Below are 21021 nucleotides of genomic sequence, written 5' to 3' on the forward strand. Positions count from 1 at the left end.
GTTTTTTAGTTTGGTATAGGAAAAGAGGAGATGCCAATGAAACGACCTGTTGTCCTTGGATGTATCATGTGGATAACTGGCTATGTGCTTGCGCTTTATACGGAGCTGAGGTGGTTGTCCTTGACGGCCAGTGTGCTGCTGTTGATCACACTGCTCGGGATCTATTTGTTCCGGATGCCTGGCAGACAGCCGATCTGTATGCTTTTGTTGGTCGGCATTGCCTATGGCTACTTTCAATGGACCGACCAACGCAACCACTCTGCGCTGCTGCCGCTCGCGCAGCAGCATGCAAACTTGGACGGCAGCGAGGTCACGCTGCACGGTCGATTCGCCAGCCCTGTCGCCGTCGATGGCGACAAGGCTGGCTTTACGCTGGAAGCGGAGTCCATCCGCTTCCAGGACGACGACGCTTTCCCGCTTGGCGGGGAAAGCGTCCAGGTCTCGCTGCGCCTCCTTGCGCAGGAGCAGCAGGCACAGGCGTTGAGCTGGCGGCGAGGCGACGCCCTAACGCTGCACGGGACGCTGCGCAGCCCGTCGCCGGCCCGCAACTTCGGCGGCTTCGATTACCGCCGCTATTTGCACCTTCACCACACCCATTGGCTACTCACAGTCAAAGGTGTGGATCAGGCGCTGGTGGAGCCCATGGCGCCTAGCCTAAGCGTCGTTCAACTGCTGCGCTTGAATGACGGGCTGCGCGATGCGCTCGGCAGGCGAGTGGACCTCATATTCCCCGCGTCCCAAGTTGGGTTTATGAAAAGCTTGCTGGTCGGTCAGAAGGACGATCTAGATGCAGAACGATTCCAGCAATTTTCGGAGCTGGGGTTAACACATATTTTAGCAATATCAGGCTTGCATGTGGCTGTATTTTTAGGTGTACTTATTTGGGTCATGCGTAAATTGAAGTTCGCTAAGGAAACGTATCTTCTCGTTTGTATATGGCTGCTCCCCTGTTATATCCTGCTGACAGGCGCTTCACCTTCCGTTGTACGAGCGGGTCTCATGTCCATGGTTGCTCTCTATGCGGCTAGACGGGGGCTGCTTAAAGATGTGCTGCACATCATGGCCATCGTGGCATGGGCAATGCTATTATGGAATCCCTATTATTTGCTGGATGTTAGTTTTCAGCTTTCCTTTTTGGTTACACTTGGACTCATTCTCGGGGTTCAAAGAATCGACAATTTATTAAAGAAATGGATCTCGTGGCCCATTCTTCGAAATACAGCCTCCCTTACTTTCGTTTCCCAACTCATATCGTTTCCAGTATCGATTTATTATTTTAATCAATATTCATTATTGTCGTGGTTAGTAAATGCTGTTTTGGTTCCTGTGATTGGCATGATTGTCTTTCCCGCAGGACTTATGGCTCTGGCAGTGGGCATTTTGTATGCGCCTGCGGGGTCATGGATGGGGCATCTCATTTCTTGGTTAAATCAAGTCATATTTTGGACAACAGACAACATACAGAAGTTTGACCAGTTTAAGATGTTGTGGCCTTCGCCGAGTCTTGCATGGATTGTCGTTTACTATAGTTTGCTTGTATTCATTTATGTCTGCTGGTATGCGTTGTCCCAGGCAAAGGAGCAAGGAAATCCAATCTCGTTGGTTAAGGTCAAGCATCCACTCCGATTCAACCTACCGTTATGCCTTACTTGTATCATGGGTGGTTTCTTCCTCTTGCTGTGGGGTGGCTACTCGCCTGAACGCTTCAACCGTACTGGCCTCGTTCAATTTATTGATGTTGGCCAAGGAGACGCAATCCTGATTCGGACGCCGTATGGACGGCATCTGCTAATTGATGGAGGAGGCACAGTCGTATTTCACAAACCGGGCGAGGAGTGGAAATTGCGACAGAACCCTTTCGAAGTCGGACAAAAGCTGCTGGTTCCTTTACTAAAAAAGCGTGGTGTTCATCAATTGGATCTTGTCATTCTTACACACGAGGATAATGATCACAGTGGGGGCTTACAGGCCGTTATGGAGCAAATCCCAGTTAAGCAGTTTTTGTTTAATGGAACCTATAAGCCAGGGGTAAAGATCGAAAAACTATTCCGATCCGCATTGACCCGGAAAGTTCCCCTGCTGCCCGCCAGCAGCTCGCGCGATTGGGTTCAGATCGATCCGGTAACAAGGCTGCAAATCTTATTCCCTGCAGGACCCAGATGCTGGAAGTGGCTAAAGACCAGAACGCGCACTCCGTTGTGTTCATCCTTGAGATGGAGGGCACTCGATGGCTCTTTACAGGAGATATGGAGAAAGAATCAGAAGCCGCGGTGCTTGCATCTATGAAAAACCTAAATGACGACAACCTCGCCAAAATAGACGTTTTGAAAGTTGCTCACCACGGCAGCAAAACGTCAACGACACCACAGTGGTTAGATTTCTGGAAACCAAACTATGCGATTATTTCCGTTGGTGCTACGAATGGATATGGTCATTCCAGCTCCTGCGGTTTTACAAACGGCTTGCAAGAAAACCGGGTACAGATATTCCGAACCGGATCAAATGGGGGAAGTGCAGATCGAGGTACGTCAGGGAAAGCTTTACACAAGAGCAAAGCTGGGGTTGTAAGGATAAAAGACAAATGACATTTGTCATCTGGAATTCATGATAGATGTGAATTACATCTCGCGGGGCAACGCGATAAGATAAAGGCATATTAAAACTGTTGCGAGGTGGCGTATGAAACCTATTATTGAGTTAGTTGAAGTGAGCAAGGTGTTCAAAGGAAAGCCGGCTGTTGATAACGTCTCGCTAACCATTGAAGAAGGAAGCGTGGTGGCTCTTCTCGGGCCCAATGGCGCTGGTAAAACAACAACAGTGTCCATGACACTAGGGTTGTTGCAGCCGACCAAAGGCGATATTCGCTTGCTCGGCGGAAAACCACAGGACAGAGCCGTACGCGATCGGATGGGGGCTATGCTGCAGGATGTGAACATCATCGATGGCTTGACGGTGGTGGAAACGATCAACTTATTTCGACACTACTATTCAAACCCGCTTCCTTTGCAAAAATTGCTGCATGTATCGGGTCTGGAAGCAGAAAAGAACAAACGGGCATCAGCCTTATCCGGTGGACAGAAGCGCAGACTTGGTTTTGCGTTAGCTTTGGCTGGTGATCCTTCCTTGTTATTTCTGGATGAACCAACAGTGGGAATGGACATTACTTCCAGACAGCAATTTTGGGATACGGTTCGCGATATGGCTGCACATGGCAGAACAATCATCTTGACTACACACTACTTGGAAGAAGCAGATAGTATTGCCGATCGAATCGTCGTTATTAATAAAGGAAAGCTAATCGCAGACGGCACCTCTGCCGAGATTAAAGCTTCTACCAATCAGAAAACCATTATGTTCACAGCAGGGGTTCAGTTAACGGCTGACATGTTAGCGGATATTCCGATGATTGCGAATGTGACGTGGAGCGGCCGGAGGGTAAAGATAACAAGTCCGGATACCGATCAAGTCATCATGGCCTTGATCCAAAAAGGGCTGGATATCAAGGATATTGAAATCCATACGGGCGGTCTTGAGGATGCTTTTCAGTTTCTGGTACAACAATAAAATAGACAATGCAAGGGAGATGAAACATGATGAGAGCGATGATTGCTCAGTGCAAGGCTGAACTGCTTAGAACGTTCCGCAATAAACGGTTTTTCGTGTTTTCAATGATTATGCCTGCCGTATTCTACTTTATTTTCTCTTCTACAGTAGGAGATAACACAGATGTTGGCGGGGCGGTATGGAAGGCTTACTACTTGATGTCCATGACGGTTTTCGGGGTGGTCGGGGCCTGTGTAAATACGCTCAGCATCAAGTTTGCTCAAGAAAGAACACAGGGCTGGCTGCGCATGATCGAAATTACGCCCCTTCCTTCCAGTGCTTATGTCTTGTCTAAAATCGTTTCCCAGTCGATTATTAATTTAGTTACAATTCTCTTCATGTTTCTCCTTGGCAGTGTTGTCAAAGGTGTTGATCTTTCCATGGCCCAATGGATTGGGTGCGGTTTATGGATTTGGTTTGGGGCCCTGCCTTTTATGGCCTTAGGTTTGTTAATCGGAACACTAAAGAGCGTAGAGGTCACACAAGTAGTAGCGCAGCTCATCTTCATGGGGACTTCAATCTTGGGAGGTCTTTGGTTCCCCACGCAGGCGATGCCCAAAATCATGCAAGATATAGCTTTTTACATTCCTACTTTCCGCTATGGACAGGGGGCGTGGAACTTAATATCTGGAGCGGGACTAAGCTATACAGGGCTTCTCATTTTAGCGGGTTATGGCCTCATTTTTGTGGTATTATCTTCGTATATCATTCAAAAACAGAAAGCGGTCTAACGTATGCTGAAGATGTTCAAAAAGCAAAGGGGTCCGTTTGACCTGTGGTTCTTATGGTTTGTGTATCTGATTTTTCCCATTATGACATTAATCACGCAGCCGCTCCCCCAAAGGTGGATCGGCTTTGCCTTGTTAGCTGTTTTCTCCATTGTATTAACACTTGCATTCAAAGACAGTAAACGAAGATTACTTTATATTAGTGTTACATATGTCATTATTGGGATATTTTCAACGGTTTACAGTCCCTATTTGATTTATATGTTTTTTTATATGATGCCATTGCTAAGTATGCTGCCTACTACTAAGCAGTTTATTATTATGCTAAGCGGGTTGCTTTTGACGGTTATTGTGATTATATTACTTGATTTTAACTTGTTTTATGGAGAAGGCCTGTGGTATTTTCTCCCTTCTCTCGTCGTTATGCTGGTACTCCCTTTTGGTATTCGGGCCAAGGTGAGGGCAAATGATCTAAAAGAGAAGCTGAATTTGGCGAATGATGAAATAGCGAGGTTGGCTGCGATGGATGAGAGACAGCGAATTTCCCGTGATTTGCATGATACGCTGGGTCATACCCTTTCATTGATTACACTTAAGAGCGAGCTTGCCGAAAAATTAATGATCAAGCAGCCCGAACGAGCTTTGCAAGAAGTGAAGGATATTCAGGCGACCTCAAGAGCCGCGTTGAAACAGGTGCGGGTATTGATATCCGGTATGCATGCAATTTCGATAGATGACGAGATAGAGAGATCTAAAGAAATTTTATCAACTGCAGGCATCGCATTTAAAGTAGAAGGCAGTTTCGGAAGCTGGCAAGCCCCTCCGTTGGTGCAAAACATTTTGGGCATGTGTCTGAGGGAAGCCGTAACGAATGTCATTAAGCATAGTGGAGCCACTGCATGTATGCTGATGCTGCACGAAGAAGATGCGAAGTGGATGATAACAATAACGGATAATGGGCCAGTATGCAACGAAAATAAAGCGTCATCGCCATCATCTGGACGTGGACTATTAGGGATGAAAGAGAGGCTGGAGTTGATCGAAGGAACGATAGCTTTCCATAGGGGCTCAGGTTCTGAGACACGTCTTGTCATTCAGGTTCCGAGAATCATCAGACATCAGCAAGCAAAGGGGGGCGAGAACAGGTGAGGGTTATAGTTGCGGAAGACCAAGGGATGCTGCGCGGAGCGCTCAGTGCATTGCTTGACTTGGAGGACGACATTGAGGTTGTCGGTCAAGCGGAAAATGGGGCGCAAGCGCTCGAAATGATTCGCATAGTTAAGCCTGACATATGTATCATGGATATTGAGATGCCTCAATTAACGGGGCTTGATGTTGCAGAAAAGGTAAGGGAGGAAGAGCTTCCTTGCCGCGTGGTTATCTTAACCACATTTTCACGTTCCGGCTATTTCCAAAGAGCGATGAAAGCTGGGGTCCACGGGTATTTGCTGAAGGACGCTCCGATCGAGGAACTGAGTGAAGCCCTTCGTAAAGTACAGACTGGCGGTAAAGCCATTTCCCCCGAATTAGCCATGTCTTTCTGGGATGCAGGGAATCCGCTGACAAGCAAGGAACAGGAAATATTAAAGCTGATTTCCCAAGGACTGTCTGCAAGCGAGATGGCTAAGCAGCTCTTTTTGTCCAACGGTACGATTCGCAATTATGTGTCAGAAATTTTGAGTAAGTTGGATGCCAAAAATCGCATTGAAGCTATCGCTATTGCTGAAAAAAACGGCTGGTTGAACTAAAGAGAGCGCGTGACCTTCGGGTTTACGGGCTCTTCGTCTTTATTGCAGGACTTATTCTTGCAGCAGTACTACACAAACATAGTACTATTCCTTTTATGGAAAAGGGTTAAAATGGAGAGTGATTTCACGTTTAACTAAAGGGGGCAAACCGAGTCCATAATTATCAATAAACTAATTCGTATTTGCTGCGTCTAAACAAGTATATTTATCTATGGAAATTTGGTATTCTGGTAGTTGCAAGACTGCCATTGTTTTTATTCTAAAAAAGATTGCAACCTTCTTGGATGCTGCTGCGTCTGTAAGATTGCAAGGGGGAGGGATCCCAGTGGTAGCACCCGAACTGGTTAGAAAAGCTCAAGCCGGTGATCGTGATGCTCTCATTACCCTATTGCGAGAAATTGAGTCTCACGTCTATCGAACCGCTTATTATATTTTGAATAATGAACAGGATGCCCTTGATGCTTCACAGGAGGCGCTCCTTCGAATTTATACAAAAATTAATTCATATGAAGAAAAAGCGCTATTCAAGACGTGGGTACAGCGGATTGTCACCAACATCTGCATCGATAAATTTCGCAAGGCGAAACCGACGGTTTCTATTGATGAGCATGAAATGACGTTTACAGCAGAGCATAATGTTGAGCATGAAATTATGACAGGCTATTTAGCCAAAGATATTCGAGAAGCAATCGATAAGCTTCCCGAACACCATCGATCTGTAGTTGTTCTCCGTTATTTGCAGGACTTTTCCTATCATGAAATTGCAGAGTCACTTAATCTACCGTTAAATACGGTGAAGTCTTACTTATTCCGAGCCAGACAGCAATTGCAGTCGCTGCTCCAAGATTATCAGAAAGGAGGTGTTCGGGGATGAATTGTCAAGAGGTGATGGAATTTATGCATAGACAGCTGGATGGAGATTTAGATGCGCAGGAGGAAGATGAGCTTCATGTTCATCTGATGAATTGTTTAGACTGTGCGCAGATGTTTGAACGTTTACAAAGATTGTCTGAAGAATTAACCCAATTACCGAAAGTGGTTCCTCCATACAGTTTGGTCGATGCTATTATGCCACAGCTGGCTGATTTAGATAGACAGGCAGCGGCATCCATTACCGAATCGACGGCCGTTCTCAGCAAAAATGCTAGCCAGATAACGCTTGAACAGCCTCCCAAACTTCCTTGGACACGCCGTTTTGGATCACAGTTCTCTTGGAAATTTGCAGGCGGTGTTGTAGCCGCTGGTCTTATCCTAGGTTTTTTCGCTTTCAATTTGCAGCATCCTGTGTTAGATCAAGCGGATGGTTTGCTGCAGCCAAAAACCAAATCTGGAGCGCCAAGTGCCGCGGAATCGCAAAGCGTTGGGCAAGATCGAAACTCTTCGCAAACTGCTGATCAGAAAAAGATGGCAATGAATGCAGATACACCATCGGCAACTGCTCCGGCAGCTTCTTCCGAACCTGCAAAAAAAGATGAACATTCGCCGAAAGCGGCAGGCGCAAGCGCGCCTCAAGCGACCACAGATGCCAAATTGGAGAAGCCGCAGCCACTTGCAACCGATTCTTTGAAAAGCAGTGAGTCAGCTCGGGAGAGCCAGCAGTCTAATGCTGTACCAACCAAACCCGAGCCATTGAGAGATCAAAGTTCATTTGGTGCGGGTGAGCAAAAGATCGCGCCGCCTTCCTTGACCGATCCGGTTCCACAAGTCGGAAGTTCCGACCAGGGAACTGAAGGGTCTAAATTAAAGGCTGCAACAGGAAATGAAGCCACACCTTCACCTGTTACGAGAAAGAGCGATCCTAATGCGAGTTCCAGTGATATGAACAGTTTTGCTTTGGTAGCTCCAACTGTAGATCGTAGTATGGTATCTGTGACGGGGGCTTATGAAGCTGTTGTTGAGGAACAACATGTTGTTATTCGGAATGTGTCGACCAAAGAAATTATATTCGCATCCAAGCAAATAGGGAGTCCAGCCGATAATATTCGTTTGGTGGAATGGTCCAAAGAGGATAAGTTTTCTTATGAAATCGTAAGCGGAGACGCGAAGCGAAGCTTTACGGTTGATGTGAAAGCGAAGAAAGAAAGTTCTCCCTAAATTTTGTCTGCTTCTTATTCACCAGATGAACCTATTTGCATATGCTGTATGACGAGGCAACAAAGAAGCAAGTGGTTCGACCACACGGTCAAGGGTTTCTAGAGCCTTTGTACCTGTGTTTAAATAGACTGACAAAGGGATTGCGTCAAAGGTGTTTATACTTTGACGCAATCCCTTTGTTGTTGGTAAAATGAAGGCAAGGGAGTGAACGTAAAGCTATGGATGCCAAGAGAGCTCTAAAAGACATACAGGCAGGCCGTCCGGCACCGGTTTATTTGTGCTACGGACCTGAGAAATATAAGATGAGAGAATTTATTCAGGTGCTAACGGATTTCATGATTGAGCCGGAGCATAAGGAATTCGCTGTTAGTAAATATGATCTAGGGGAAACTCGTCTATCCACCGTACTTGAGGACGCAGAGACACTTCCTTTTATGGTCCCCAAAAAGCTAGTGATTGCGAAGAATGCCCTTTTCTTCACTGGGGCTAAGGAAAGCAACAAAGTTGAACACCATTTGGACCTTTTAACGGACTATTTGAAAGCTCCTGCAGAACATGCCATTATTGTTTTTACGGTTGATGCTGATAAGTTGGATGAACGCAAGAAAATTGTCAAGGCACTCAAGGATCGGGAAGCTGCGGTTCCATTTCTATCACTTAGCGCAGAAGAATTGCAGCAATGGGTTGCTTTGCAGGCCAAGCAGTTAGGCTTCTCATTTACGGAAGAGGCAGCCAACCAGCTCATTCTGTATACAGGCGGTAATTTACAATCGCTATCGGCTGAAATTGAAAAGATCTCGTTATATGTCGGTGTCGGTGCCGAGGCATCGGTCACGATTATTGATCAACTTGTCTCGCGGAGCACAGAACAAAATGTGTTCATTTTGATCGAAGACATTGTGAATGTGAGGCTGGAGAGGGCCTTTGTCATTCTCGAGGAACTGCTTAAGCAGCGTGAGGAACCGATTAAAATAGCAGCCTTGATAGCCAGACAGTTCCGCATCATGCTCCAGGTCAAGGAGCTAAGCAAGCAGGGCTACTCGCAGCAGCAGATGGCTTCCCAGATTGGGCTTCATCCCTATGCGGTCAAAATAGCGGAAGGACAAGCCCGAAAGTATGATGCCCAGAAGCTCTGTACGATTATGTCGCAGCTGGCTGATCTCGATTTTCAAATGAAAACAGGTAAAATCGATAAAGTGCTAGGCTTGGAGCTGTTTTTATTGAAACTAGCAGCTTGAACACGAAAAGAAATAGAAAAAAGTCCAGTTCCCGTTGTGCGAGGACTGGACTTTCGCTTTATGTTCTTGGATTACGCTTGCGCCGTAAGAGCGTTTAGCTTTTTAGCCAGACGGGACTTCTTGCGGTTAGCGGCATTTTTATGGATTAAACCTTTAGAAGCTGCTTTATCTAATTTCTTAGAAGCGTTGATCAAAGCATCTTTGGCAGATTCTACATTATTGCTAGCAGCTGTTTCGAAAGCTTTCACAGCAGTACGCAAAGCGGACTTTTGGGAAGCGTTACGAAGACGGCGCTTTTCGCTAACTTTTACTCGTTTAATAGCGGATTTAATGTTTGGCATGAAATTCACCTCCTACTTACAAAACACGTTCAACGTTACATTTGCATGTTAATGTTTGCTGACAACTTTAAGTATTCTACCATGCAATAATTTAAAATGCAAGAGCTACCAATAGGTTATCAGGTGTCTACTTTTGTGAATAAGCGGTATAAAATCTTCACACAATAAGTGAGGCTGTGCACCTGAGAAAGGGGACTATCTATGGACTTAAGCTCATTCACCACACACACGGACCTTGCACTGGACGCAAGAGACATGGCTCAAGCAGCCAATAAGGGACAACCCATACCTGGCATAGAAACCGAAACGAAGCGGGAAAATGGGATTCGAGTTACGAAAATCAACGTTCTGAACGAGGAGGGCTCCAAAGCACTTGGGAAGCTGCTCGGTCATTATATAACGATTGAAGTACCTGCACTGCGGGAAAAAGACAGTAATCTCCAGGATCGCGTTGCTACGAAATTGGCCCAAGAATTTGAGCAATTTTTACGTGAAATCGGCATTCCTAAACAGGCGAAGGCACTGATCATAGGATTGGGCAACTCGAATGTGACACCCGATGCCTTGGGTCCGCTTGTTGTTGAGAATGTAATGGTCACCCGTCATTACTTTGAACTGGTGCCAGAGGATGTCAGTCCCGGCTATCGAGCCGTTAGCGCTGTGGCGCCGGGAGTATTAGGGACAACAGGCATTGAGAGCAGCGATATTGTCCAGGGGATTGTGGACATGTCGAAGCCCGACTTCATTATTGCCATAGATGCGCTGGCCTCCAGGTCGCTGGATCGCGTGAATACAACGATCCAAATCGCTGATACAGGCATCCATCCCGGTTCGGGTATTGGCAACAAGCGGAAAGGACTGACGAAGGAGACTCTTGGCATTCCGGTTGTTGCCATTGGGTGCCAACGGTTGTCTATGCCTCAACCATTGTAAATAACGCCTTCGATTTAATGCATAAGCATTTTAGCGAGCAAACAAGCAACACTGGGCAGATTCTGGGGTTGATTGACAACATGCAGGAAGAAGAACGGTTGATGCTCGTTAAAGAGGTCTTAAACCCCGTAGGACACGATTTACTGGTCACGCCTAAAGAAATTGATCAATTTATCGAAGATATTGCGAATATCATTGCTAGCGGCTTGAATGCCGCCTTACATGATGCCGTTAGTGTAGAGAATGTTGCGGCTTATACGCATTAAAAGCTCCTAGAAGACTGTTCCTGCTGTATGCTGCGGAACGGTTTTTCTTTTTTATCATTTCTGGGTTGATTTGGAAGGAGATAGGAGGGTGACGTCGAAATAACTGACGATCAACCTTTGATAAGGAAGTGGTCTAGTGAGCAGCGTAGGCAAAGCGAAATTATTTATCGGGTCATCGGCTGAAAGTATAGATGTGGCAGAGGCTTTACAGGCAAATTTGCATTATTCCTTTGATGTAACCGTGTGGAGTCAGTTGCTATTTCCCCCTTCAAATACAACTTTGGCGCCTCTCATCAAGCAGGCTAAAACTAGTGATTTTGCTGTTTTTGTTTTTCAACCCGATGATCTGACCTTGCTCCGAGATCTAGTCGTAAGTACGGTTAGGGATAATGTTATTCTTGAGCTTGGCTTATTTATTGGACAACTGGGTTTAGAAAGAACATACTTTTGATTCCGGAAAAAGAGACGTTTCATTTGGCAACCGATTTAATCGGGTTAACGCCGCTTACCTATGATCCTAATCATGGCAGCGGTTTAATGGCCGGCCTGGGACCTGCGACATTTATTGTTAAGCAGATGCTTAAGGAATTAGGACTGAGAGAGAAATGAAACCTAAAATGTTCATCGGTTGCTCGCCAGGTAGTTCTTTGTGGGCCGAGTTCTATCAAACACAGCTGTCATCATCCTCCGAGGTTACGGTTATTAATCAGGGCATATTAGCAGCTTCCAATCAGAAACTCAGAATGCTGAAAAAACATATCGAAGAGGCGGATTTCGCCCTTCTTATTGTTACGCGCGCTGATTGTCATGATCCTCAGGTATTTGCGAATATATTAATATTGATAGGATTGTGCATAGGCGAGCTAGGATATAGCAGGACGTTCATCGTGTTGTCTAAGCATTGTAAGCTGCCAGATTATTTAGAAGGCTTTAATCCGCTTTTAATTGAGGAGCAAGATCTGACTCAGGAGATTGCATTGCAGGCGGGGCCTCATCTTTATCCAATCAAGATGGGCATAGGTTCTCATCACAAGCGATTCAAGCCTTCAGATATCAAAAAGAACGAGGCCATTCGGAGCTTTCTTTTCGATGCGTTAGATTCATTGAGCGTTTCAAGTGTGGATTATGACCGTGTTCTGGATAAATTCCATAAGACATTTGATACCAATTGTGGTATAATTGAGCTCCAAGAAGTGACAGCGGCAACGCTTTTTGAGCTTCTGGATGACGGAGTGACTTTGCAGCAATTTGGTCGTGCCGGTCAGGTCAGCAATAATCATAGTTTCAAGGTGAATGATCCTAACAGTTATTTAGCCGAGTGTTACCGCGGCATGGATACGAACATATATCTCGGGCGCGCCAAGGACAAAGAAGATGGTGAGTTCGAATACATTTATTGCATTAAGCTGCATCCTACGATCGTATCTTCCATCCATTTCAAATCGCGGACAGATATTCCGTCCGGCAGTCATCATCAAGTTATGATGGAGCTATCGGAAAGAAATGCGAAGCTTGTGTCTTCACTTAAATCCATTGTGAAAGGAAGGATACTTTATGCTGAAGCACATGAAGAAAGTTCGTAACCGATTAACCGCTAAGCCGGATCGTAAAGAAAACGAGAAGACATCGCTGAAATTATATAATGGTCCTACCGTTCTTAACAAAACGGGTGGGGTTACCATTGTTGCCAAGGGCTCGTTTGATTTCGAGTCGCTTGCGTGAACAAGCATTCATACAGGCAGTACCAAGAGACTCCGAGAGGGGTCTTTTTTGCGCCAGAATTTATATAGCGTAATTAACACTGGAAAATATGCTTACAGATAGGATCGTCAGGATTTTCTGAAGATCTTTTTTTGCGCTTCTTTTCTCTATCAAAAAATCTATTGTTTCGAGTTCTATCGTCGCAGCTCGTTTCATAGATTGAATTAAGATAGATTAGGAGGAATCAACACTATGAAATGGACATCAGCCACGCTGAATCTCAGCCATGTTCGCAAAACCTTTCAGAGCGCAAGTTCCGTCGGTAAAACATTTTTTATTCTCAGCTTTGCTACACTAGCCCTATTTGTGCTTATTGGTATAGGTGGATTTGTGCAAAATAGATTCATGACGACCTCGCCGGTTTCTTCCATGAAAGGCCTCGCCGCATCGGTCACCAATCAATTTTTCATTGATATGCTGGGTATGGAAGTGCCGCATTTACATAAAGATCAGAAGAAATTCACCTTTTCGCAGCATAATGTATTCCATTTCGCCTTCCGTTTCATGACGAATATTAACCCGGGAGACCCTAAAAGCATGATAGCGAGTGAAGTGCCGGGCATGGATGCTACGAAGACGACAGTTTTAGTAAAGGGCAGCGCAACAAATCCAAGTGATCCTATTGATTACAATCCCAATCGTGATGATCTGGAGGGGGAAGCGAAGACACCGCTGTCATCGCCGTTGCCAGATCCATCTCCGCTTGTGAATCCCATTCAGACGACTAGCCCGTCTGGTCAGCCGCCAAGAACCGCCGGAAGCAATATGGCTTTTGTCTATCAAACCCATAGCAATGAGTCCTTTTTGCCAGAGCTGAAAGGGATTACGAACCCAGATAAAGCCTATAGTGATAAGGTCAATGTTATTTCTGTAGGTCAAAGATTAGCGCAAAATCTAGAGAAGGATGGCATCGGCGCTGTACATTCCGAAACCGTTTATCCAAGCATTGTGAAAAATTTTGAGTATCCATACTCCTATAAGTATTCGTTGAAAACATTGCAGGAAGCTGCCGCGGTGCATCCGGATCTGCAGTATTACTTCGATATCCATCGTGATTCCGCGGCACGCAATAAGACTACAGTCAGCATTGATGGGAAGGATTACGCACAGGTGTATTTCATTATTGGTGGCAAAAATCCGAACTGGAAGCAGAATGAGGAATTCGCCAACAAAATTCATCAAGTGCTTGAAGCCAAGCATCCAGGCGTGTCCAAAGGGATTCATGCCAAAGAAGCAACAGAGGGAAATGGTTTATACAATCAGAACTTTTCACCTAACAATATATTGATTGAAGTTGGTGGCCCCTACAACACGCTTGAAGAATGTTATCGCACAACAGATTGGCTGGCAGAGGCGATTTCGGAAGTTATTTTGAATGCCAAAAAAGTGGATGCCCCTGTGGCTCCCCCAAAACAATCGTAGAAGGAGGAACAGCTGTCATGAAGCTTAGGCAATTTTATATCAAGGTAGGTTTGTTTGGATTGCTGCTGTTGTTCTGTATCCTCTTCGGTGTCAGCTTGGCATCCAGCGGCATGGAACGGATACAAAGCCCCGATCCAGCTGTCAAAACGGTCCAGCCAGCAGGGGAGAAAACAACGGGGAAGGCAATCACGGCAGCATCGGTAGTAACACCTGCCACTAAAGGTGATGCGGCAGGAAAAGCTAAGCCAGCAACCAAAGCAGAGTCCGATAAGAAAGCTGATCCGGTAGCTGATCATGATAATTCGTTGAACCATGTGGGCAACAAATTAGGCGGTTTGCTGCAGATTGCTGCCCACCATGGTATCCGGTTGTTCGTGTCCATATTTGATGCCATATTAGGCAAAGGTTAAAGGTTACATTGCTGCAACTTCCGACAACTGCTATAATGAAAATTATTTGCATGTAGTGGGGGTTAGTCTTTAGCATGACGGACATTAGGGAAAGACAACAAAGAATTCGCAACTTTTCAATTATTGCGCACATCGATCATGGCAAGTCAACACTAGCCGACCGTATCCTGGAATTTACTGGCGCGCTTTCTTCGCGTGAAATGCAGGAGCAGGTGCTCGATCAGATGGACTTAGAGCGTGAACGTGGCATTACCATTAAACTTCAGGCCGTAAGATTGGCCTACCGAGCTGAGGATGGCGTCGACTATATCCTCAATTTGATCGATACACCGGGACACGTAGACTTTACATACGAGGTATCTCGAAGCCTTGCCGCTTGCGAAGGCGCTTTGCTTGTTGTGGATGCGGCTCAGGGTATTGAAGCGCAGACACTGGCCAATGTGTATTTGGCGCTAGAGAATAATTTGGAAATTTTACCTGTCATCAATAAAATTGATTTGCCGAGCGCTGACCCTGAACGGGTGAAGCAGGAAATCGAAGATGTCATCGGACTGGATGCGACGGATGCTGTTCATGCTTCTGCAAAGGCCGGTATCGGCATTAAAGAGATTTTGGAGCAAGTGTGCTTGAAGGTACCGGCACCGCAGGGCAATCCGGACAACCCTTTGAAAGCGTTGATCTTCGATTCTCATTACGACAGCTACAAAGGTGTTATTGTGTATGTGCGTGTCGTAGACGGTTCCATCAAGGCGGGCTCTAAAATTAAAATGATGGCAACCAATAAAGTGTTTGAAGTCATTGAAGTAGGCGCATTCAAGCCTAGAATGTCTTCGGTGCCTTCCCTTGAAGTCGGCGATGTAGGTTTTGTCGTGGCCGGCATCAAGAACGTGGGGGATACGCGCGTTGGGGATACTGTAACTGAAGCGGATCGCCAAGCGCCTGAGGCGCTGCCAGGTTATCGTCGCATCAACCCGATGGTATTCTGCGGACTGTATCCGATCGAAACAACCGATTACAATGATTTACGTGAAGCGCTGCAAAAGCTGGAGCTTAACGACGCTTCGCTTAGGTTTGAACCGGAAACCTCAACCGCATTAGGATTTGGCTTCCGCTGCGGATTCTTGGGACTGCTGCACATGGAAATTATTCAGGAACGAATTGAGCGTGAGTTCAATATTCCGTTGATTACAACGCGCCAAGCGTTATTTATCGCATCACATTGACGAATGGCGATGTTATCGACATCGATAATCCGTCCAATTATCCGGATCCACAGCGCATTGATTTCGTGGAAGAACCTTACGTTAAAGCATCCGTTATCGTGCCTAATGACTACGTTGGAACGATTATGGAGCTGTGCCAAGGCAAACGCGGCGAATATATAAATATGGAGTACTTGGATACGAATCGCGTAACATTAACGTATGAGATTCCTTTATCCGAAATTGTGTATGATTTCTTCGACATGTTGAAATCGAGAACAAAGGGTTATGCTTCGTTTGATTACGAGATATCGGGCTATAAGAAATCGAATCTCGTGAAGATGGATATTCTTCTGAATGCGGAGCAAGTGGATGCGCTCTCCTTCATTGTTCACCGCGATACGGCTTACCATCGTGGCAAAATCATTTGTGATAAGCTGAAGGAACTGATCCCGCGACAAATGTTTGAAGTGCCGATTCAAGCGGCAATCGGACAGAAAATCGTTGCGCGTGAAACCGTTAAAGCGATGCGCAAAAACGTTCTCGCCAAATGTTACGGCGGTGACATTTCACGGAAGCGTAAGCTCTTGGATAAACAAAAAGAAGGTAAGAAACGCATGAAGCAAGTGGGCAGCGTAGAGGTGCCGCAAGAAGCGTTCATGGCCGTGCTCAAAATCGACGAATAGACGAATAGATGTAAATGAATGAGAAGCCAGGCTGGCAGAGTACTTCTGCCCCTTGGCTTTTTCTCAGGTAGAAAGGAAATATTCCTATGTTAGTAACCTATACGGCTCCAACAACTGTGTATATTCATATCCCTTTTTGTACGAATAAATGTCATTATTGCGATTTCAACTCATATGTACTCAAAGGCCAACCAGTGATGGAATATCTGGATGCGCTTGAACGGGAAATGGAGCTTACAGTTAAAAATAATCCACCTGTGAAAGTTGAAACGATTTTCGTTGGCGGAGGAACGCCTACCGTACTGCTGCCCAATCAAATGGAGCGTTTTCTACAGATGGTTCGGACCTATTTTCCCGCGGACAGCACAAAGTTGAGTTCTCGATGGAAGCTAATCCGGGAACAACGGATGAAGACAAGCTTGCAGTCATGAAAGAAGGCGGCGTTAACCGTATTTCATTCGGCGTTCAATCGTTTAATAATGATCTGCTTGCGGTAATCGGGCGTATCCATAATACGGATGACGTGCATAGAAGTATTGCCAATGCCAAAAAGCTAGGTTTCGATAATTTATCGATTGACTTGATGTTCGGACTTCCCAAGCAAACCGTTGAGATCATGCAGGCTACCTTGGACGAGGCGCTTTCGTTGGATCTCCAGCATTATTCCATCTACAGCTTGAAAGTAGAAGAAAATACACTTTTCCATACCTTATTTAACAAAAATCAATTGCCGTTACCGAGTGAAGATGAAGAAGTGGATATGTATGAGCTCATTATGAAGAGGCTGGAAGCTGCCGGTTACAAGCAATATGAGATCAGCAACTTTGCTAAACCGGGACGGGAAAGCAGACACAATTCGATGTATTGGCGCAATCGTTCCTACTATGGGCTCGGTGCTGGCGCTCATGGATACATGAATGGGCAGAGGCACGTCAATGTGAAGGGGATTCAGCCCTACATCGATGCATCTAAGGTAGGCTTGCCGATCATGGAGCAATTCGAAGTATCGCGGCAGGAAGCGATGGAAGACTTCATGATGGTGGGCTTGCGGTTATTGGAAGGTGTGCGAAATGCTGACTTTATCGAACAATTCGGAGTTACCATTGAATCTCAATTTGGGGAAACCTTGACTGGATGGTTGAGCAAGCAATTACTCGAACAAACCGCGGAAGGTTATAGGCTGTCCAAACATGGCATCCTGCTGGGTAATGAAGTTTTCGGTTCTTTCTTAAGCTAATAAGTCTATGAATGAAAATATGCCCACAATGATAGGCAAAAATGTCTCTTGTGCAAATATACGTTTTATTGTATATTTATACATGAATCCACAAGCGAAACAGCGGTAAAGCCGCGATGAAGCTAGCGTGGGTTTTATGCATTTTGTTGCGATTGGTGGGATGACGATGAATTCATCGACGACAGTATCCGTAAGAAAAGCTTCGGTCCTAGATATCGAGAAGCTTTATGATATTATACAAGGCTACGCCAAGCAGGGGATCATGCTCCCGCGAACGAGAGAAATGCTCGAAGAGCAAATCGATACGTTCGTTGTGGCAGAGCACGACGGCCTGCTGATCGGATGCGGTTCCTTGACCCGGCTTGGGCCCGACCTTGTTGAGATTCGCTCACTGGGGATGACGGAAGGTTATAAAGGACAAGGTATTGGCCGCAAGCTTGTGGAATTTCTCGTGGAGGAAGCGAGAAGCCAAGGTGTCATTAAAGTAATGGCCCTCACGTATGAAGTTGCATTTTTCCAAAAAAACGGCTTTACCTTAGTGCCGAAAGAGATTTTTCCCGAGAAGGTTTGGAAAGATTGCATGCACTGCAAAAAACAGTATTGCTGCGATGAAATCGCCGTACTTAAACGTTTGGATTGACTTGACAACAGACCTTAGGGTCTGTTATTTTTGTATTAGGAATTAGCACTCACTAAATAAGAGTGCTAACGAAAGCGTAAATAGTGCATTGTGAAGAGGAGGGGTACTGTATGTTGTCGGAACGTCAGCGCATGATTTTAAGTGCAATCATAGATGATTATGTTCGTTCAGCAGAGCCGATTGGATCGCGTAGTATTTCTAAGCGGGGGAACGTCGGATTCAGTCCGGCAACCATCCGTAACGAAATGTCTGATCTCGAAGAAATGGGCTATCTGGAACAGCCTCATACGTCCGCAGGTCGTATACCCTCGCACAAAGGTTATCGCTATTATGTGGATCATTTGCTTCAACATGGAAGCTTGGAGACACATGAGCTGGACGCCATGAAGGGCACTTTTGCAGAACGTATTCAAGAGATGGATAATGTGATCCAGCATGTAGCCGGTATGCTTTCCAGTCTTACGAATTATACGTCGATTGTGCTTGGGCCTGAGGTTTTCAGCACGACGCTTAAACATTTGCAAATTATTCCGATTTCGGAAACGACAGCTGTAGCCATTATTGTGATGAATACGGGGCATGTGGAGAACAAGACGGTCTCCATTCCGGAAGGCATTCCGATGTCAGAAATTGAGAAGGTTGTGAATATTCTCAACGCTAGACTTAAGAACGTACCGCTCGTTCAATTTAAAGCTAGACTTTATAATGAGATTGCTAACGAACTAAGCAAATATGCAAGTGGGTACCAAGAACTGCTTTCTGTTGTGGAAAGCGTCCTTCATAGTGATGAAAGAGACCGTGTATTCTTAAGCGGTATGACAAATATGTTGATTCAACCAGAGTTTAAAGATGTGGAGAAGGTTAAAAGCATTTTTGACTTGTTGGCTGAAGCGCCAACGCTCATTAAATTGTTTACTCCGTCTAATGAAGGTATAGAGATTAAAATCGGTGCCGAAAACAGCATAGAAGCAATCAACAATTGTAGTTTGATTACAGCCTCTTATTCAATAGGAGATAAGCCGTTAGGCACCATTGGTATCCTCGGACCTACTCGCATGGAATATGGTAGAGTCATTAGCTTGCTTGAGCACTTGTCCAAGCATATGGAAGTCGCTCTTGGCCGATGGTATGGCAAATGAGCGGGATGAAGACGGTGCACAGCGAAGGTGAGGAACGCTTTTCCACCCTTGTCAACAATGCAGCCGCGGTCAGAGCAATCTGTTCGGCCGTTGAGGGTACACTAGGTCCTAAAGGACTGGATACGATGCTTGTTGGTACACAGGGCGAAGTTATTATTACAAATGACGGCGTTACGATACTGGAAAAAATGGATGTCACGCATCCTGCGGCCAGATTAATGATTCAGGTTGCCCGCAGTCAACAGCGGCAAATCGGGGATGGAACAACGACGGCAACGGTTCTTGCCGGAGCCCTGGTGCAAGAAGGCGTTGCTCAAGTAACGCGCGGGGTGCCAGTGGCGAAAGTCGTAAGCGGTATGCTGCAGGGCATTGAGCTGGCGGTTGAGAGTTTACGCAGCCGCAGTCGCGCCATTGTTGACCTGAGTGATGCAGCAATGAAACGTATTGCAATTACGGCTGGGCGCGAGCAGGCGGATATCGCAAAGCTCATTGTTTCTGCTGCCGCAGCGGTGGGCGAAACGAAGCTGCGCGAAGAGGGCTACCGCTTCGCCGATAGCGTAATCGCTCATGAAGAAGCGAACAGTGAAGTATGGACCGGCATTTTGCTGAATCAGAAGCCGATGAATCTTCATCTGGAGCATGAACGGCGAGATGCTCGCATTCTTGTGCTGCATGACGCACTGGAACCTGAGGCGGTCAGCGAGGAATCGCTGGTTACGGAGGCAGGATTCCAACGCTACATGCAGCTGAAAGAGCAGTTCCGCAGCAGCCTCGGCTTGCTGCTGGAGCTCGGCGTCGGCCTGATTGCCGCTGACCGCGGGGTGGATCCAGAGGCGGAGCAATTCTGCTCCGACCATGGCATTCTCGTGCTGCAGCGGCTGTCCCGCAGGGACTTGCAGCTGCTGAGCGAGCATACCGGCGCTAGGCCGGTGCGGCGCACGGCGCTAAGCAAGAGCGCTGTCGAGCTTGCGGCGGCGCTGGGGCAAGCGGGCTACGCCGCTTACGATGAGCGGCTGGAGCGCGTGCGCGTGGCGCACGGTCACGGCGATCAGCACGTGACCATAATTGTCGGCGCAGCTACGCGAGAAGCTGCGCACGAGCGCTCGCGCATCGCGAAGGACGCGGCGTCAGCCGTTCAAGCCGCCGTGCGCGGCGGGTACTTGCCCGGAGGCGGCGCGGCCGAGATGGCGGTGGCCCATGATCTGGAGCGTGTGCGCGAAACGATGAAGGGCATGGAAAGCTTTGGTGTTGGCGTTGTCGCAGAAGCTCTTCGCAAGCCGCTGTCTCAGATCGTTGTTAACGCGGGTTATAATCCGCTTGAGAAGGTCGAAGAACTGAAGGCAGCGCAGATTGCTCTGAAAACAGACAGTCTGGGCATCGACTGCGACACGGGTCAAGTGACTGACTTCCTGGAAGCCGGCATCGTCGACCCGGCCGATGTGAAAATTCATGCGCTGCAGGCTGCCGGAGAAGTGGCTGCGGCCGTACTGCGCATTCATACCGTCATAAAAATGAAGCAGCCTTTTGAAGAAGCCTGAAACTGGGCACACTGACGGCTAGGGAGTATAATAAA

Annotated in this window: 19 protein-coding genes and 3 pseudogenes; 21 read left to right on the top strand and 1 reads right to left on the bottom strand. The window is 46.5% G+C overall.

Features of this window, described 5'->3' with window-relative positions; translation table 11 throughout:
* Positions 1-36: 36 nt before the first annotated feature.
* The 9 genes from FU659_RS10500 (at position 37) to holA (ending at position 9411) form a co-directional block, all read left to right on the top strand.
* Positions 37-2286 carry a DNA internalization-related competence protein ComEC/Rec2 gene (locus FU659_RS10500; RefSeq protein WP_261807737.1) on the top strand — a complete coding sequence of 750 codons (2250 nt, stop codon included), beginning with the start codon at positions 37-39 and terminating at the stop codon, positions 2284-2286.
* Entirely contained in the window at positions 2214-2585 is a 372-nt protein-coding gene (locus tag FU659_RS37010) for a ComEC/Rec2 family competence protein (protein WP_261807738.1), read from the top strand. Before FU659_RS10500 ends, FU659_RS37010 begins: the two co-directional genes overlap by 73 nt.
* Positions 2586-2679: 94 nt before the next feature.
* A complete protein-coding gene (locus FU659_RS10505; RefSeq protein ID WP_147947537.1) occupies positions 2680-3564 on the top strand; it encodes an ABC transporter ATP-binding protein in 885 nt (294 codons plus the stop codon).
* A gap of 26 nt (positions 3565-3590) precedes the next feature.
* Entirely contained in the window at positions 3591-4334 is a 744-nt protein-coding gene (locus tag FU659_RS10510) for an ABC transporter permease (RefSeq protein WP_261807739.1), read from the top strand.
* A 12-nt stretch (positions 4335-4346) separates the two neighbouring features.
* Positions 4347-5480 (top strand): ATP-binding protein, encoded by a 1134-nt coding sequence (locus FU659_RS10515; RefSeq protein ID WP_187274063.1) that lies wholly within the window; start codon positions 4347-4349, stop codon positions 5478-5480.
* Positions 5477-6079 (top strand): response regulator transcription factor, encoded by a 603-nt coding sequence (locus tag FU659_RS10520; protein ID WP_147947539.1) that lies wholly within the window; start codon positions 5477-5479, stop codon positions 6077-6079. Before FU659_RS10515 ends, FU659_RS10520 begins: the two co-directional genes overlap by 4 nt.
* A 325-nt stretch (positions 6080-6404) precedes the next feature.
* Positions 6405-6953, top strand: a complete 549-nt coding sequence (locus FU659_RS10525; protein ID WP_147947540.1) for an RNA polymerase sigma factor — start codon at positions 6405-6407, stop codon at positions 6951-6953.
* The gene (locus FU659_RS10530) at positions 6950-8173 is read left to right on the top strand and encodes a zf-HC2 domain-containing protein (RefSeq protein WP_147947541.1); all 1224 of its coding nucleotides are present in this window, start codon (positions 6950-6952) and stop codon (positions 8171-8173) included. Before FU659_RS10525 ends, FU659_RS10530 begins: the two co-directional genes overlap by 4 nt.
* A gap of 218 nt (positions 8174-8391) precedes the next feature.
* Positions 8392-9411 (top strand): DNA polymerase III subunit delta, encoded by a 1020-nt coding sequence (gene holA / locus FU659_RS10535; protein ID WP_147947542.1) that lies wholly within the window; start codon positions 8392-8394, stop codon positions 9409-9411.
* A gap of 71 nt (positions 9412-9482) precedes the next feature.
* Here the strand turns inward: holA and rpsT are convergent, their stop codons facing one another.
* Positions 9483-9752, bottom strand: coding sequence for a 30S ribosomal protein S20 (rpsT, locus tag FU659_RS10540; RefSeq protein WP_079411747.1), 270 nt, complete (start codon positions 9750-9752; stop codon positions 9483-9485).
* Positions 9753-9953: 201 nt separating this feature from the next.
* Here rpsT and gpr point away from each other — a divergent pair.
* The 12 genes and pseudogenes from gpr (at position 9954) to FU659_RS10590 (ending at position 20986) form a co-directional block, all read left to right on the top strand.
* Positions 9954-10951 (top strand): annotated as a pseudogene (gene gpr / locus FU659_RS10545) (GPR endopeptidase).
* Between the two features lie 136 nt (positions 10952-11087).
* Complete coding sequence (locus tag FU659_RS10550) at positions 11088-11402, top strand: TIR domain-containing protein (protein WP_147947543.1); 315 nt, start codon at positions 11088-11090, stop codon at positions 11400-11402.
* Between the two features lie 23 nt (positions 11403-11425).
* Positions 11426-11560, top strand: coding sequence for a hypothetical protein (locus FU659_RS37015; RefSeq protein WP_261807740.1), 135 nt, complete (start codon positions 11426-11428; stop codon positions 11558-11560).
* Positions 11557-12534, top strand: coding sequence for a TIR domain-containing protein (locus FU659_RS10555; protein ID WP_147947544.1), 978 nt, complete (start codon positions 11557-11559; stop codon positions 12532-12534). The genes FU659_RS37015 and FU659_RS10555 overlap by 4 nt, the downstream gene beginning before the upstream one ends.
* Entirely contained in the window at positions 12506-12673 is a 168-nt protein-coding gene (locus FU659_RS35345) for a hypothetical protein (protein ID WP_222708525.1), read from the top strand. Before FU659_RS10555 ends, FU659_RS35345 begins: the two co-directional genes overlap by 29 nt.
* A 231-nt stretch (positions 12674-12904) precedes the next feature.
* On the top strand, positions 12905-14134 hold the full coding sequence (gene spoIIP / locus FU659_RS10560; protein ID WP_147947545.1) for a stage II sporulation protein P: 1230 nt from the start codon (positions 12905-12907) through the stop codon (positions 14132-14134).
* 17 nt (positions 14135-14151) lie between these two features.
* Positions 14152-14544: a DUF3679 domain-containing protein gene (locus tag FU659_RS10565; RefSeq protein ID WP_147947546.1), complete on the top strand. Its 393-nt coding sequence runs from the start codon at positions 14152-14154 to the stop codon at positions 14542-14544.
* A gap of 74 nt (positions 14545-14618) precedes the next feature.
* A pseudogene (gene lepA / locus FU659_RS10570) lies at positions 14619-16432 on the top strand (translation elongation factor 4).
* A gap of 86 nt (positions 16433-16518) precedes the next feature.
* Positions 16519-17669: pseudogene (gene hemW / locus FU659_RS10575) on the top strand (radical SAM family heme chaperone HemW).
* 160 nt (positions 17670-17829) lie between these two features.
* Complete coding sequence (locus FU659_RS10580) at positions 17830-18309, top strand: N-acetyltransferase (RefSeq protein WP_397355493.1); 480 nt, start codon at positions 17830-17832, stop codon at positions 18307-18309.
* Between the two features lie 110 nt (positions 18310-18419).
* Positions 18420-19448, top strand: a complete 1029-nt coding sequence (gene hrcA / locus FU659_RS10585; RefSeq protein ID WP_147947548.1) for a heat-inducible transcriptional repressor HrcA — start codon at positions 18420-18422, stop codon at positions 19446-19448.
* Positions 19445-20986, top strand: coding sequence for a TCP-1/cpn60 chaperonin family protein (locus tag FU659_RS10590; protein WP_147947549.1), 1542 nt, complete (start codon positions 19445-19447; stop codon positions 20984-20986). Before hrcA ends, FU659_RS10590 begins: the two co-directional genes overlap by 4 nt.
* The last annotated feature ends 35 nt before the right edge of the window (positions 20987-21021 follow it).

This window comes from Paenibacillus sp. N3.4 (genome assembly GCF_008017805.1).
Lineage (GTDB): Bacteria > Bacillota > Bacilli > Paenibacillales > NBRC-103111 > Paenibacillus_E.